14 protein-coding genes and 1 tRNA gene are annotated in these 15,035 nt (G+C 35.9%); 4 read left to right on the forward strand and 11 right to left on the reverse strand.

The genetic code is table 11. The features are described 5' to 3' along the window. Positions 1-177: 177 nt before the first annotated feature. On the reverse strand, positions 178-924 hold the full coding sequence (prpE, locus tag BN986_RS10335; RefSeq protein WP_040979709.1) for a bis(5'-nucleosyl)-tetraphosphatase PrpE: 747 nt from the start codon (positions 922-924) through the stop codon (positions 178-180). A gap of 224 nt (positions 925-1,148) precedes the next feature. Here prpE and mgtE point away from each other — a divergent pair, with 224 nt between their 5' ends. Together mgtE and BN986_RS10345 are read left to right on the forward strand one after the other, a co-directional pair. Continuing rightward, positions 1,149-2,528, forward strand: a complete 1,380-nt coding sequence (mgtE, locus tag BN986_RS10340; RefSeq protein ID WP_040979710.1) for a magnesium transporter — start codon at positions 1,149-1,151, stop codon at positions 2,526-2,528. 891 nt (positions 2,529-3,419) lie between these two features. After that, the gene (locus BN986_RS10345) at positions 3,420-3,866 is read left to right on the forward strand and encodes a CotO family spore coat protein (protein ID WP_040979711.1); all 447 of its coding nucleotides are present in this window, start codon (positions 3,420-3,422) and stop codon (positions 3,864-3,866) included. Positions 3,867-3,922: 56 nt separating this feature from the next. Here the strand turns inward: BN986_RS10345 and BN986_RS10350 are convergent, their stop codons facing one another. After that, the gene (locus tag BN986_RS10350) at positions 3,923-4,393 is read right to left on the reverse strand and encodes a CotY/CotZ family spore coat protein (RefSeq protein ID WP_040979712.1); all 471 of its coding nucleotides are present in this window, start codon (positions 4,391-4,393) and stop codon (positions 3,923-3,925) included. A gap of 219 nt (positions 4,394-4,612) precedes the next feature. On the opposite strand from BN986_RS10350, the gene BN986_RS10355 reads away from it, so the two are divergent. Next, complete coding sequence (locus BN986_RS10355) at positions 4,613-4,861, forward strand: hypothetical protein (protein ID WP_040979713.1); 249 nt, start codon at positions 4,613-4,615, stop codon at positions 4,859-4,861. A gap of 58 nt (positions 4,862-4,919) precedes the next feature. On the opposite strand, the gene BN986_RS10360 is transcribed toward BN986_RS10355, so the two are convergent. The 9 genes from BN986_RS10360 to BN986_RS10400 form a co-directional block, all read right to left on the reverse strand. Beyond that, positions 4,920-5,633, reverse strand: a complete 714-nt coding sequence (locus BN986_RS10360; protein ID WP_040979714.1) for a YetF domain-containing protein — start codon at positions 5,631-5,633, stop codon at positions 4,920-4,922. A 112-nt stretch (positions 5,634-5,745) separates the two neighbouring features. Further along, the gene (locus tag BN986_RS10365) at positions 5,746-6,171 is read right to left on the reverse strand and encodes a GNAT family N-acetyltransferase (RefSeq protein ID WP_040979715.1); all 426 of its coding nucleotides are present in this window, start codon (positions 6,169-6,171) and stop codon (positions 5,746-5,748) included. 7 nt (positions 6,172-6,178) lie between these two features. Then, positions 6,179-6,691, reverse strand: coding sequence for a YjcG family protein (locus tag BN986_RS10370; RefSeq protein ID WP_040979716.1), 513 nt, complete (start codon positions 6,689-6,691; stop codon positions 6,179-6,181). An 88-nt stretch (positions 6,692-6,779) separates the two neighbouring features. Continuing rightward, entirely contained in the window at positions 6,780-7,505 is a 726-nt protein-coding gene (locus BN986_RS10375) for an alpha/beta hydrolase (protein ID WP_040979717.1), read from the reverse strand. A gap of 97 nt (positions 7,506-7,602) precedes the next feature. Then, on the reverse strand, positions 7,603-9,408 hold the full coding sequence (locus BN986_RS10380; protein WP_040979718.1) for an ABC transporter ATP-binding protein: 1,806 nt from the start codon (positions 9,406-9,408) through the stop codon (positions 7,603-7,605). Next, positions 9,398-11,125: an ABC transporter ATP-binding protein gene (locus tag BN986_RS10385; protein WP_040979719.1), complete on the reverse strand. Its 1,728-nt coding sequence runs from the start codon at positions 11,123-11,125 to the stop codon at positions 9,398-9,400. Before BN986_RS10385 ends, BN986_RS10380 begins: the two co-directional genes overlap by 11 nt. Positions 11,126-11,347: 222 nt before the next feature. Continuing rightward, positions 11,348-11,812 carry an NUDIX domain-containing protein gene (locus tag BN986_RS10390; RefSeq protein ID WP_040979720.1) on the reverse strand — a complete coding sequence of 155 codons (465 nt, stop codon included), beginning with the start codon at positions 11,810-11,812 and terminating at the stop codon, positions 11,348-11,350. Positions 11,813-11,968: 156 nt separating this feature from the next. Next, positions 11,969-13,228 (reverse strand): serine hydrolase domain-containing protein, encoded by a 1,260-nt coding sequence (locus tag BN986_RS10395; protein ID WP_040979721.1) that lies wholly within the window; start codon positions 13,226-13,228, stop codon positions 11,969-11,971. Positions 13,229-13,459: 231 nt separating this feature from the next. After that, positions 13,460-13,532, reverse strand: a tRNA-Val gene (locus BN986_RS10400). Positions 13,533-13,986: 454 nt separating this feature from the next. Here BN986_RS10400 and BN986_RS10405 point away from each other — a divergent pair. Continuing rightward, positions 13,987-14,973, forward strand: coding sequence for a sugar-binding transcriptional regulator (locus BN986_RS10405; protein WP_040979722.1), 987 nt, complete (start codon positions 13,987-13,989; stop codon positions 14,971-14,973). Positions 14,974-15,035: the final 62 nt, after the last annotated feature.

Raw genomic sequence — 15,035 nt, forward strand, 5'->3', positions numbered from 1 at the left:
AAATTTATTTAGGCGGGAGATAACGGGCGCTATCTCCCTGAATCACTAAGGCTAATTCAGTGGGAGAATGAAGGAAGCAGACTAAGTTCGCGAGGTCCTGGGACTGGGGCTGCGATTACTCGTCCCATCGTAAAGAGTTGTGCGTCGAAAACTCCCACTGAATGAAGTTTCGTTTTATTACACATCAGTAAAATCAGTAAAACGATCAGGCTGAAACGGCTGTTTGGATGGTACGGAAATAATCGTCTGCTTCGGAAACTGAAAAGCAGTTAGTTTATTACCAAAGACACAGCCTGTATCTATATTGATTGTCCGGTTGATTTGACGTGGCTCTAAAACTGGGGTATGACCATATACAATCCAGGGCTCTCCCCGGTAATGCTTTGCCCAATCTCGCCGGACAGGACGGCCTTGATGATCTGTTTGGCCAGTTACATCTCCGTAAAGAACAAATGTCTTTGTACGGGAATTCATCTGCCCAATTAAATTTTCTTTAATCCCTGCATGGGCGACAACTAATTGGAGATCTTCAAAATATAAATATAACGGAGCATTCTCATAAAGGGCTATAAACTTTTCTTGAATGTTCTTTTTTTGAGATTCATTTAATTTTTTCCACTCAGCAACAGTCGTTTCTAAACCATGTTTTTCCTGTACCTGATTTCCTAAAAAGTAACGGTAAAGTTTATTACAATGGTTCCCCGGAACATAATATGCGATTTTTTGTTCGACGACTAGTTGGTAGACAAGCTTAATTACAGCAATTGAGTTTGGTCCACGGTCTGTCAAATCCCCGATAAATACAATTTTATTGCCTTCCGGATGAAAATATTCTCCTTTTTCTTGCCGATAATGAAGCTTCTCCAGCAACTCTAACAATTCCTCTAAGCATCCATGTATATCTCCAATAATATCGAATTGCATCGCATAACCTCCTTTAAGAATGATATGTCAGTAAAGATCATCTGTTGGGGCAGTCGAAAAACAACAGGATCAAACTTTCTCCTTATTTAATATAACTACGATGTCTCTATAGTATAACGGAATCTTTTTCATGTTGCCGGGACTTGCTATTTGTTTCGCATCTTGTAAAATAGGGTAGGATGTGTAAGAATAAGAAAATCAGTGAAAAGAAAGGAGGAACTGCTATGAAAAAGGATCAATATGATGTTCAATATGAAGAACAGTTTCAAGAACATATTGATAAAGTTCAAGAAGCATTGGAAAATGAAAATTTGGAGGAGTTTCGAACAGAATTTCTGGAAATTCATCCATATGATCAGGCTGTATTTTTCCAGCAGCAGAGTGAAGAGAGAAGGTCGCAGATATACACGTATTTATCTCCTGAAGAAATGTCAGAGATATTAGTCAATATTGATTTGGATGATGTCATTGAGTTTTTTGAGGAGATGGATCCGAGATATGCTGCGATGATTTTTGGCGAAATGCCTGTCGATGATGCAGTCGATATTTTAAATGAATTGGATAAAGAAAAAGTAGTCAGTTATTTGACGATCATGGATAAGGAGTCTGCCAACGATATTAAACAGCTGCTTCATTACGAAGAAAAAACAGCTGGTAGTATCATGACTACAGAATATGTCGTCCTTTTTGAAGATCAAACTGTTGCTGAGACAATGACGCAGTTAAAAAAGGAAGCTCCGGATGCAGAGACGATTTATTATTTGTTTGTTCTTGATAATGATAAACATTTAGTTGGTGTCTTATCGATTAGAGATTTAATTATTGCGGATAATGACACGTTGATTAAAGATGTGATGAGTACGAAAGTTGTTGCTGTATCCGTTGCGAAAGACCAGGAAGATGTAGCGCAGATGTTTAGAGATTATGACTTTCTTGCACTTCCAGTAGTTGATTTTCAAGATCATCTTCTTGGTATTATTACCGTTGATGATATTTTAGATGTTATGGAAGAAGAAGCTAGTGAGGATTACTCCAAATTAGCGGCGATGTCAAATACCGATATTAAGGATGATACAGCGATACGCTCTGCAAGAAAAAGACTTCCCTGGCTTGTTATCTTATTATTCCTTGGAATGTTGACAGCCACATTAATTGCCAGCTTCGAGGAAACTTTGGATCAAGTTGCTGTTTTAGCTGCCTTTATTCCTTTAATTGCCGGTATGGCTGGGAATTCTGGAACACAAGCATTAGCAGTATCTGTACGAGGAATGGCAACAGGGGAGTTTGATAATACAGGAAAGTGGAAGCTCCTGGGAAGAGAAGCATTAACAGGATTAATTAATGGAATTATTTGCGGTTTAATTCTTATTGGTATTATTTTTATCTGGCAAGGAAGTGTCTATCTAGGTATCCTTGTAGGTTTATCCATAGCAGGATCATTAGTTGTGGCTACATTGGCAGGTGCAATCATTCCGATGGTAATGAATCGTTTGCATATTGATCCGGCTGTTGCATCAGGACCATTTATTACAACGATTAATGATCTTATCTCTACGTTGATTTACTTTGGAATGGCAACTGCATTTATGAGTTATTTAATTTAATCTTAATGTCTCAACTATCGCACCTGAGAATAAGCATATATATCTGGCTGTTTCAGGGTTATCAAGTTCTTCTTTATTGTGCTTGCTCTTTAGTTAAATCAGCTTTTTTTGAACTATTGATAGTGCATAGCTCCGCTCCGGCCAACCACTCCGCTTTCCATGGGGACGGCTTCAGCTAACTTGAAAAGAAAACCGCTTTTCAAGTGGATCTTCAGCTCGCCCTGTTACCATAGGAGTCTGCGTGGTTGGCCTACGCTTAGTTAGGATTCTACAGCGAATGAAAGAAATAACATTCTGTTGGGGTGGACGAAATAGTATATCTATCGCTTGATGACATGATCATTCCGGTATTTCAAATGATTGGTTTAGCAGTTGTTCGAATCATAACAGCATGGATATGAAATACAGAGAATAGCTTTCATGCACAGAACGTAATCTTGACTGAACATTTTTACCATGCACCACGAAAAATCTCTTCTGTCTGATCTATCTTTTTTGTTCAGCTATTTCACGCATAGAATATTTAACTAGCGGAGGCGGACCGTTTTGACTCCTGAGGGATCAGCACCATCTGAAGATCCACTTTTGCCAAGTGCTCTTCTTGGCAAAAGTTAGCTGAAGAGCGTGCCCCTAGGAAAGCAAAACGGTCCGCCGCAGCGGTGCTTTACACTACACCTTCTCTTCTTTTTATCAAAGAAACGACCAACTCCTGTTTCTATGGAAATATAGTTTCTTTTTAAGGTGCGAAAGTTGAGTTAATGTTAAAAGAAGGGTGTCCGGTTTTTGAGGGCAGCCTTCTTTCTTATGTAAAGAGACGCCTGTGCTTTTGACACAAAACAATTTCCAGGTTCATACACTATACAAGATAAGCCAAGAAGGGGTGTATGACCGATGACAAATAAAAATAAAGCGCAAGCTCCCTTACTTTACATTAGCCAGCCTCGGCTGCAAGAATCTACAGCTCCCATGCAAGAGAATTATGTTGGTGACTATAGAAAACAACAAAAAAAGAATGCTAGCCAAGTTCCGCCAAAGAAAAAAACACAGTTAAAAGATAACAAAACATTATCAAGTGAAAATACTCATGCAAAGGATCAACAATCTAGTAAGAAAAAATTTATGGAAATGACCATTGCTGAAAAAATTAATTATTTAACGAACCGCTCCGAATTTGCTCCTCCAATAAAATGTGAAATAATGACCGCATCCAAGAAAAAATACCGGGGAATTATTCGTGAAAAAGAGAAAGATACGCTATTTTTACAGTTATATAATCGAAAAAACAAGGTGAAAATTGAGATTGAGGACATTGAAAACATTCAATTACTTGGTTTTTAAAAGACACCGTCCAGGAGTAAATTACCTGGATGGTGTCTTTTATGATTGCTGCTATTTTAATGGAATGCTCTAATTGCTGGTAAGCATGTAACATGGCAGAAACAATCTAAATCTACTGTGATACAAATACCTGTTGCTTCAAGGTCTTCTGTGTTTTGTTCTGTCGGATCCTTCATATGGTCAAAACCACAGCTTTCGCCATCACTGAGTAATAATTCAAGAATAGCGCAATTGTCTTTATCTACTTTCTTCACTCGGAAAATAAAGCTGGATAAGATTGGATTCATTTTGTTGTGATGGTTTTTTGTTGTGCCAAAACCTTTAAAAGGCTTGCAATCCTTGCAGTATAAAATAACTGGAACAGTGTCTAAATCATTAGTAACCTCATTTGTACATAAAAGGTCATTAATTGATTGTTCACAGCTCGTATCACAGCAATTTTCTACAATGTCATTTTGAGCATCAACAATGTCTTTTAAAATATCTGCTACACAACTTCCGGTATCGTAACTTTTTCCACAACCCATGAGAAATTGCTCCTTTCACAATTTGAATTTTCTTTCCTTATAGGATATGTGTCTTTACTGTGTTGGTGTGGGCGAGTGTAGCTATAATAAACGGCTGATTCAATAAAAATAAAATTCTGACTATACAATATTTAAAAAGCTGTATATAATATATAAAAAGCGGTTTCAATTTTCTGAGAAAGGGTATATATAGGTGAATATACAAAGGAGGTGCGGAGGATGGGATATATTCTTCCAGTACAGACTTCACAGTATACTGATTATCATCAAAGAGTACAACCGGCACAGAAAAAAGCGGATCATGTAGAAAGTGCTTTTAAAGTTCAATTAGATCGAAGACATCAGGAGTTAAGTGCCACGTATGATCGTTTTTACCGTAATCGCCCTGAACCGCAGAAACCATTAGACCTGCCGCTGGATTCTTCTCTTTTTACCGGTAAGGGAAGATATGTTAATAAATATGTATGAAGCATTCCTCTTACGATAAAAAGGAATGCTTCTTTTATGTTTAAGCAAAAGTACAAATTCAATCCAGATCAGTATATTTTTTATGATTCCGGTTAATAAAGGGAACAATATATAAAGGATTATCTTTGGTATATTCTGCATAAAAAATTTCCGAAATATCTTTGTATCCCTGTTCACGAATTGACTCTTCCAACCAGGATACAGGGAGGTTTTTCTCCTCCATATTATCTTTAATTATTTCTCCATCATTAATCAGTGTGATGGGCAATGCAACGTCTTGAGGCGATAATTTTAAATCTTTGCGTGTAGGTGTCTGGTAATCTGATTTTTTAAGAACGGATACCGTACCATTTGCTTCCAAAACTGCAAATTCTACCTCACTGATAGAGAACACATCTTTTTCTCTTAAAAGGTGCTGCAATTGGTTAATATCCAGCTTCGTCTTTTTCATCATATCCCGGATAAGTTTTCCGCGATGAATTACAATGGTCGGGCTTCCTTCAAGCAGGTGCCGGGTCCGTTTATACTTTTGCGACACAATTTCGATAATATACATGAGAATAGCATATAGACCTACGACAAACGCAATTTCCGGTATGCCGGCATTTGGATCAAATAAAGCATTCCCAACTAATTCTCCTAAAAGCAGTGCAGAAATAAAGTCAAATGGAGTGATTTGTGAAATCTGTGTTTTCCCTAATAATTTTGTGATTAAAAATAAAGCGAAAAAACCAAAAACAACTTCTGTAAACATACTTACGTAACTGGACATATCATACGCTCCTTTATCATATACACAGTATTTTATATTGTGCACAGAAGTGGAGAAAAAATGTACGTGAAAAGACCCTTACCTACCAGAGATAAGAGTCTTCATTCATGAATTATAAATGTTTTATCATGGTTATGTGTGGAATTCCAGCATCCATAAATTCACCGGATGTCACTTTATAGCCCAGCTTTTGATAAAAATGCTGGGCATGTGTCTGTGCGTTGAGTTTTGCTTTATGAAAACCCTGATTTGTAATTTCTTCTTCCATTTTAAGGATTACTTTTTTACCAATAGCCTTCCCACGCTGTGATTTGAGTACGCAAATACGCTCTAACTTGCCATAACCGTCCTCTGTGAAGCGCAGACGTGCAGCAGCAATTGGCGTTTCTTCCTCATATACAATAAAATGGGTTGCTGTTTTATCAAATTCATCTAATTCCCGTTCTGCAGGTACGTTCTGTTCTTCGATAAATACCACATTGCGAATATGGTACACATCTTGCAATTCTTTCGGTGTGGTTGCGATTTTTACGAGCATCCGTGTTTTATTCCTTTCCTAATAAAAATGTTTCATAAACCGTCCAGGAACCATTATCTAATTCATATAGCAGCTGGAAACGGTCAATATAATCTTTGATAGCAAAGCCTTCCATTTTTAATCTGCCTACAATATCAGAGAATTCATCGTGCTCTAAATCCTGGGCAATCGTAATATGTGGAACAAACGAATGCTGCTGATTATTTTCAAATATACCTTGCTGAAGCTGTTCGTTGAGTGTTTTTAACTGTTCAATTGGCTCAATTTTTAAATAAATCGTATTTGTTACAGGCTCAAAGGTGCTTACCTTATTGATATGAATGTAAAAAGGGTCTATACTGCCGGCAATTTTATGCAGCTCTTGAACAACTTCATCGATTTCCTCAGAATTTGTTTCAAACGGGTACTTCAATGTAATATGTGGAGGGATTAAAGAGTACCTTGTGTCATAACGCTTTCTTAATGCATTAGCTTGATCCTGTACAGTTTTTGAAGGGAAAATAGCGATTCCATATTTCATTTGCACAACCTCCTAGTATATGATTAATGATTGAGTTATATAAGCTACATTTATATAAGTATAGCAAAAGAAGAAGAAAATAGAAATTTTAATCAAATAAAGTTGTAAGAAGACGGCGCATATCATTTTGCCAATACTTCCAAGTATGAATGCCATCCTCTAATTCATGATACGTATAACTTGCTCCAGCTTTTTTTAAGGCCTGATTTAAATTTCGATTAGGTTCTACGAAATCAGCTGTATTTCCATCGCTCATGTGAACTTCTGTTTCTTTTGTACCGATTGTGTGATAAATATCCAATGTAGAAAAGGGTTTTGCTTGTTCTACATACGCTAACACAGCATCATCAACATAGGGAGACTGCATACCTACTTTTCCAAAGGTATGTGGATATTTCATTGCAGTCATCAATGCGAGTGTTCCTGCTAGAGAATCACCAATGATCGAACGTGTTTTTCCCATATGGTATGTTGGAATTAATTCATCTAAGTAGGGGACAACTTCACGAACTAGAAAATTGGTGTAAGCTTCATTTTGTTCACCAGATGGATGATATTTTTTTCTCCGGTCATGTTTATCCTTGTAATGAATTCCAACAAACACCACGTTATGCATCTCTTTCTCATCATGCAGCTTGTCACTTAATGTAGCGATTCGCCCCATTTGAAAGTAATCTTTTCCATCTTGCATAATACAGATTTCATATTTATATAAGTCGGAAAAAGTTTCAGGATGATAAATCTGTAAAGTCATCCTTTCATTTAAAAAGGAACTGTTTATTTCTTTTTCAATCATTTTACCTTTTCTACGCAAGCTTTCCACCTCAACCTTTCTTGTAATACGTAATAACTTCTTATCATATAGAAATAGTCTATCATTGTATGTGTATACTGTCACTTGAAGCTTATTATTACTGATAAAGGTTAAAGTATTTTCCCTGCTGCTTCATAAGCTCTTCATGGCTGCCTTGTTCCATAATATTCCCGTTTTCCAGCATAATAATATTATCTGCTTCCCGGATTGTATTGAGTCTATGGGCGATCACAAAACTTGTGCGGCCTTCCATTAAACGGGTTAATGCTTCCTGGATTTTTAATTCTGTTACCGTATCAATGTTACTGGTCGCTTCATCCAGTATTAATATTTTTGGTTCTGCTAAAAGTGCACGTGCAATCGTTAATAATTGCTTTTGACCTTGACTGATCCCGCTTCCATCTTGATCCAAAACGGTATCGTATTGATCTTGTAAAGAAATAATAAAATCATGTGCATTGGCATCTTTTGCTGCTTGTTCTATTTCCTCGTCTGTTGCATCTAATCTGCCGTAACGAATATTTTCCCGGATCGTTCCGTGAAATAAGAAGGTGTCCTGTAAAACAAAAGCCATATGTTTACGGAGACTGGCCCGTTTAATTGTTTTTATATCCACGCCATCCAATAAAATTTGACCACTATCATAGTTGTAAAAGCGGGAGATAAGGTTAATAATGGTTGTTTTTCCCGCTCCGGTATGACCAACAAATGCAATTGTTTCTCCAGGCTTTGCTTCGAAGCTGATATTATTCAAGATCTTAGCTTTTTCATATCCAAAGCCCACATGATCAAAAACAAGATGACCTTTTGTATCTGAAATCTCGATCGCATCTTTCTCATCGATTTCTTCTTTCGTTTCATCCATTACCTGAAACACTCTTTCGGCACCGGCAATAGCGGATAACAGCAAATTAAATTGATTAGATAGTTCATTTAAAGGTCTTGTAAATTGTCGGGCGTATTCTGTGAAGATTACAATTGTTCCAACTGTAACCAATGCGCCATCTGAGGTGATAACGAGTACTCCACCGACAAAGGCAATCATCGCAAAGCTTAAAAAGTTTAATGTATTCATGATTTTTGGGATAAATCCAGAAATGGTTAACGCCCAAAAACCTGTGTTTTGCAATGATTTATTTCTTTGTTCAAATTGATCTATTACGTAGTCTTCCTGCGAATAGGTTTTAACAACATGCTGGCCGGAAACAATTTCTTCTACATATCCATTTACCTCGCCTAAGTCGCGCTGCTGTAATTTGTATAATGGTCCGGTTCGTTTGGTAATCCAGCGCATAGCAAGATACATGACAGGAATAATAGACATGGTGATTGCTGTTAAAATAGGGCTTAAATAAAGCATAATACTGACAGTTCCTAGTAACGTCAACACACTTGCGAATATTTGAATCACTGATTGATTCAATGTGTTATTGATATTATCAATATCATTGGTTAATCGGCTCATCAATTCTCCATGCTGTCTTTGATCGAAATAGGAAATAGGAAGCTGATGAAATTGTTCAAATAGATTTTTTCGCAATGTATACACGGTTTGTTGTGCAATATCAACCATCCAAAAGTTTTGGAGGAAGAGCGATAGGGAATGAATAATATAAACAAATACTAATCCCAATAGCAGCAGACCAAGCCCATTAATCTGTCCGATCGCAATAAAATGATCAATAGACATTCCGACTAGAAAAGGGCCCAATAGAGCAAACATCGAACTGATCAAGACCATAAAGATAACGAGAATCAATTTTCCTTTTTCCATCTTTAAATAGTTCCATATTCGCTTTAAGGTTGCCCCCATATTTTCTGCTTTTTTGGAGTCAGCTGTGTTTACTTTTGAAAGGTCAATCCGTTTATATTGAAAGGCGGCTTTTAAAGAACTATTTCGCATAAAGGGCCTCCTTTTCCTGCTGTGAATCTGCGATCGCCTGGTATAAATTAGACCGTCCCAGGAGCTCGTTGTGTGAGCCTATGTCTAGAATCTCTCCATGCTCAAGCAAGAGGATACGATCCGCTTTTTTAGCAGTGGATATTTTTTGTGTAATAAGAAGCACCGTACATTGGTAATGTTCTAATGCCTGCAAGAATCGAGCCTCTGTAGCTAAATCAAGCGCACTCGTGCTGTCATCAAGCATCAAAATTTCCGGTTTGCGAATAAGTGCCCGGGCAATGGATATTCGCTGCTTTTGTCCACCTGAGAGATTGACACCTTTTTGACCGACCTTCGTTTCATACTGATCATCCAAGTTTTGAATGGTTTCATGGATTTGTGCATCCTTAGCTGCTTGAATTACTTCTTCCATCGTTGCATTCCTTTTCCCAAAAGCAATGTTATCAAAAATCGATCCAGTAAATAAAAGCGGCGTTTGCGGAACATACCCGATACTATTTCGTAAAGCTTTGAAGGAATAGTTATCTATAGGGATGTCATCCACATATATTGTGCCTTTAGAAGGTTTATAAAGGCGAGGCATTAACTGGAATAAAGAAGTCTTTCCGGAACCGGTTGCGCCTATTATCACAAGGTGTTCCCCTGAATCAACAGAGAAAGATATATTGGAGAGCGTTTCCTTTAACGCATCCGGATATCGGAATGAAATATTGTCATATCGTATATACCCTTGGGATATAGAATTATTGGTGTCCTGGTTTTCCTCTTGTTCTGGATGATCTTCTGTAAGTACTTCACTAATCCGTTCCGCAGAGGCTTTTGTTCTGGAAAGTATCATGATAATGAATGAAAACATAGAAATGGCCATTGCTACACGAAGCGCATAATTAATCATGGTAACCACTTCACCGATATTTGCTTGCCCATTTACTGTTTGAATACTCCCAAACCAAATGATGAAAATTAAACTTAAATTCATTACAAATAATAGTACCGGCCCCGTTGATTCCACGATACGAAAGGTTTTCCGTGTAGTTAAAGCAAGTGTCTGATTAGCATGATCAAATCGGGTTTCTTCCGTATTGCGGCGGGTAAAGGCTTTAATAAGTCTCATTCCGGCAAGATTTTCCTGCATTACTCGATTCACATGGTCCACATTACTTTGGACTTGTTTAAATAATCCGCTTGTTATTTTTAATATCCATAAAAGAAATAAAATAAGCAGCGGCACAGTAATTAAAAAGACTAATGCTAACTGAGCATTTACTACAAAAGCCATAATAACACCGCCGAGAACAGTCAAAGGCGCTTTTGCCATGATGCGAAGGACCATGAAAACGGTATTCTGAATCTGACGGATATCATTTGTAAATCGAGTAACCAGAGAAGAGGTAGGGTATTTGGCTAATTTTGCATAAGAAAAGCGTTGAATCTTGGAAAATAATTCTTCTCGTAAATCATAAGCATAGGAAAAACTGACATGAGAGGATAGAAAAGAATTTAGAATCCCTACAAGAAATGATAATAATGCCAAACCAACCATAATCGATCCCCAAAACATAATGTTCTGGATATCTTGATTTACAACTCCCTGATTAATCATTAGACCGAGGAAGAGGGGAAGCAATAATTCCACTGCCAGTTCCATCAGCATGAATAAAAAGGCGATCATCGAAGGGAATTTATAAGGTCCTAAATAAGAAAAAACGTTGCGCAAATCATCCACCTACCAACTGGAAAAAGTAAAAGTATTCAGAATTTCAAATGAAAATTAATTGCTTATTATATTATAGAATGAATGCAGATAAATAAGCTAGTAATTAGTTCGGTTTACGAAATGATAAGGGAGACTCTTGTAAATTGTAAATCTGCTGTCGGGAATTTTTACTCATTTTCATAACATAAACACGTTATAGTGTTATGCTCGCTTCTTATTTTCTTAATTAATATCACCTAAGTATACTGGCAAATCATCACCTGCTACACGAGCAATGATTTTTTGTCGCACTGCTTGAGGATATAATCGATAATTTAATAGTTCTGCTAAAGGTAGCCATTCCACGCTTATTTGTCCGTCATCCGGAATAATTCCATTTTTTAATTCAATATTTTTACTTTGAATAGTGCACAAAAACATATATTCCAACTGATGTACACTCCCATCGAATTCAAAATGCTCATGATTTTTCCCTATATACTCTCGGATAAATAGAAGATTGCCGATGTCAACGGTTGTATTTATTTCTTCTATGCACTCTCTCTGCAATGTTTGATGTAGATTTTCTCCATGTTCTTGACCGCCTCCGGGTAAAATAAAGTAGTAGCCGTCTTTGTCTTGTTTTTTTATCGCTAACAGTTGATGTTCTTGAATAATTATTGCTTTTGCTGAGTTTCGTATATTCATGACTAACCTCCTGATATTTCATGGGATTAATGTAAAAATAAGCGTTTTTTAAAATAAATGTCTTGATCATCCGTTGATCTATTATGAATTACAGGCGAAGCAATAGGGATTCCAACATGATTTATGATTGTATATTTATTTTACATTATAATTTAATTAAGCCTTAACATACCCAAAAAAGGTCATTTCACCGTTTTTGTTCTCGATAATAAGATAGGGATCCACCTGGTCAAAATAACGTCGGACAAATCTTCCATTACCTATCGGATAAATTTCAATATGAAGATTGCCTGAAAATCTTACAAAGTATAATTTTCCATTAATCAAACCTATTTGAATCTTATCTTTCAAATAGGTACCGCAATATTTTTCAAGCTCACTTTTACTAAGAAAAGATTCTTCAAATCTTATAGGCATTTCTACATCAATATTATGCAGAATGGCTGAAATGGCATTGCCTAATCTGTATTGATTGATAGCCTCATTATTTGAAAGAATAATGATACAAATGTCTTCCTCGAAGTAATTTTGCATATAAGTGCTTACTCCAAGGTGATCTCCGCCATGTGAGTATCTGGTGGTGCCATAAACATGATGATACTCCAATCCATAACAATAGTTATTTTTATTCTTATTAAAAAATCGGTTATATGCTTTCTGTGAAATGATTTTCCTATCGCGTAGACAGGTATACCATTTATATAAATTATCACAGTTAGAAACAATAGCTCCTGCACCGATGCTAAATTTTTCATTATGATACGGAGATTTAATGATCGTATCAAAATCTTTTACATAATTACATGATTTGTTTTTGATTATTTTACATCCGTCATCAATGTTGCTATCCATCATATTTAAAGGCAGAAAGATGTTTTTGCGAATAAAATCTTCATATTTTTCTCCAGAGACATTTTCAATAATCCATGCAAGCAAATTATAATTTGAATTATTATAATCATATTCCATACCAGGTAGAGTTTTAGGATTTTTATTAATATACCGTTGAAAGAAATCGTTTTTCGAGTAGTCCATTCTGTTATAACCGGAGAAAAAATCATTTTCAAAATTATAGAAATTGTACAAACCAGAAGTGTGCGATAATAAATGATGTACGGTAATGGATTCATTAATTTTCATATCATCAGGAAGGTATAAATTTGCAGGGTTATCCATGTTCAACTGCCCATTATCATATAGAAGCATAACCGCAAATGCAGTAAACTGCTTTGATATTGAGGCGATTGAGAACCGGGAGCTTATATCATTTTTTATCTCAAATTCGATATTCGAATATCTGTATGCGTTTTCAAAAAGAACTTCATTTTTCTTTTTGATTTGAATTACACCGTAGAAATCCCACAATTCTAAATATCTGTGGATATATGTTTCTAGCTTTGATTGTATGGCTTGCATCTGAATCAACTCCTATTATCGAGTTCGTGATATCTATAGATTCCCTTTTAACTGTTTGTAAAAGTTCTATAAAGTAAATATGAAAGGCGTTATGAATTTTTAAAAATGAAAAAGACACATCCATAATAATGTAATGTGTCTTAGAGCAAATTTGAAAAAGAAGTACTTTATCTTTTTTATGCCTAACTGGTTAAGGAAGGTCTCCATGCTATACAAATAGATATTTAATAGTGATTCCGATTGGACTCGAACCAACGACTTCTACCCTGTCAAGGTAGCGCTCTCCCAGCTGAGCTACGGAATCATATGTAAGTATAAACCATATTATACAGCCTAATGAAGAAGAAAACAAGCTACTATAATTATATTGTTTAAATTCTCTTGAAATATCATTTGAAAAATTGAAGAAAGAGAGAAAAGAAATAGTTTCCAATTTATATTTGTAAAAGTATTCCCAACCTAACGGGTTATAAAACTTTCAAAAAGTATTCACAAAGGTAAATAAAAAATATTAATTTCCAATTAACCATAAAAAGCAAGTTTCTTTCAATTAATTAGGAAAAAAAGAAGTAAAAAAATTAAATGAAAGCGTTGACATTGGAATTACATTCATTTATACTAATCGCAAATGAACAAATGATTTTATTTTTGCACATTTGTTCAAAACGTATTCGGTAATAACCTCGTTCAAAAAATAATAAAGGAGTGATATGATAAAAAATAAGTATTTAAGATGATCAGGAGGCTGTAATTAGCTTATGTCTAAAGTAGATTTGAGGTTATTATCAAAAATTGCATATATGTATTATATCGATAATATGTCACAGTATGATATTGCACAAGAATTAGATGTTTCAAGAAGTAAAATTTCTAGACTGTTAGTAGAGGCACGGGAACAGGGGATTGTTCAGATAAATGTGACAACTCCCGTGACACGTTGTTTTGATTTAGAACAGCAATTAGAAGAAGCTTTTGGGATTACCGAGGCTATTGTTGTTCCAGTATATTCGACGAAAGAAGAAAATATATTAAATTCCTTAGGCCAGGCAGGAGCAGAATATCTTGTGAACCAGGTCAAAGAAGGGATGACTGTTGGTTTTTCTATGGGAGAAACATTAAAAAGGCTTGCTTACTATCTAGGAAATGAACAAAAAATTGATTGTGAAGTTGTTCCAATTATGGGTGGTAATTGGCCAGGGATGGGGTATGGCTTGGATGCTAACACCATTTCGCAAAGGGTTGCGGAAAAATTAGGAGCAAAGTGCTTTCCTTTATATGCACCAGCCATTGTTTCTAATGAAGATTTAAAAGAATCAATTTTAAGTGATTTAACGGTTCAAAATGTATTTAAAAAATCATTAGAGACAGATATTACGTTTATAAGTGTTGGTGTTGAATCTTCTTCCTATGCCCATATTCATTTGCTAACCGAAGAAGAGAAAAAACAGTCAAAAGAAGAAAACGTTGTTGGAGAAGTAGCTTGCTGGTTTTTTGATTCTAATGGAAGGATACCTCAAATTGATATCCACAATAGAGTGATTGGATCAAGCATTGCTCAAATAAGTAAGCATTCAAAAGTTGTCTTAGTATCTGGAAATAGCTACAAGAAAGAAGCGATTGCTTCAGCGCTCGCCGGGGGATGGGTGGATACGTTAATTACCGATGAATATGTTGCAGAATACTTGTTGAGAAATCAAAAAGAGAAGGAAAGCCAACGCGTAGAATCAGAGGTAGAGTTGAAGTAGCACTCATTTATAATATCTCTGGTAACCATCATCAAAATATTCTCTTAGATTTATCATCGTTT

This window comes from Oceanobacillus jeddahensis (assembly GCF_000750635.1).
Classification (GTDB): domain Bacteria; phylum Bacillota; class Bacilli; order Bacillales; family Amphibacillaceae; genus Oceanobacillus; species Oceanobacillus jeddahense.

Bases quoted from the DNA above. Each gene is read 5' to 3' on its own strand.
- prpE (WP_040979709.1), bottom strand. From the start codon at position 924: ATGCAATTCGATATTATTGGAGATATACATGGATGCTTAGAGGAATTG.
- mgtE (WP_040979710.1), top strand. From the start codon at position 1,149: ATGAAAAAGGATCAATATGATGTTCAATATGAAGAACAGTTTCAAGAA.
- BN986_RS10345 (WP_040979711.1), top strand. From the start codon at position 3,420: ATGACAAATAAAAATAAAGCGCAAGCTCCCTTACTTTACATTAGCCAG.
- BN986_RS10350 (WP_040979712.1), bottom strand. From the start codon at position 4,393: ATGGGTTGTGGAAAAAGTTACGATACCGGAAGTTGTGTAGCAGATATT.
- BN986_RS10355 (WP_040979713.1), top strand. From the start codon at position 4,613: ATGGGATATATTCTTCCAGTACAGACTTCACAGTATACTGATTATCAT.
- BN986_RS10360 (WP_040979714.1), bottom strand. From the start codon at position 5,633: ATGTCCAGTTACGTAAGTATGTTTACAGAAGTTGTTTTTGGTTTTTTC.
- BN986_RS10365 (WP_040979715.1), bottom strand. From the start codon at position 6,171: ATGCTCGTAAAAATCGCAACCACACCGAAAGAATTGCAAGATGTGTAC.
- BN986_RS10370 (WP_040979716.1), bottom strand. From the start codon at position 6,691: ATGAAATATGGAATCGCTATTTTCCCTTCAAAAACTGTACAGGATCAA.
- BN986_RS10380 (WP_040979718.1), bottom strand. From the start codon at position 9,408: ATGCGAAATAGTTCTTTAAAAGCCGCCTTTCAATATAAACGGATTGAC.
- BN986_RS10390 (WP_040979720.1), bottom strand. From the start codon at position 11,812: ATGAATATACGAAACTCAGCAAAAGCAATAATTATTCAAGAACATCAA.
- BN986_RS10395 (WP_040979721.1), bottom strand. From the start codon at position 13,228: ATGCAAGCCATACAATCAAAGCTAGAAACATATATCCACAGATATTTA.
- BN986_RS10405 (WP_040979722.1), top strand. From the start codon at position 13,987: ATGTCTAAAGTAGATTTGAGGTTATTATCAAAAATTGCATATATGTAT.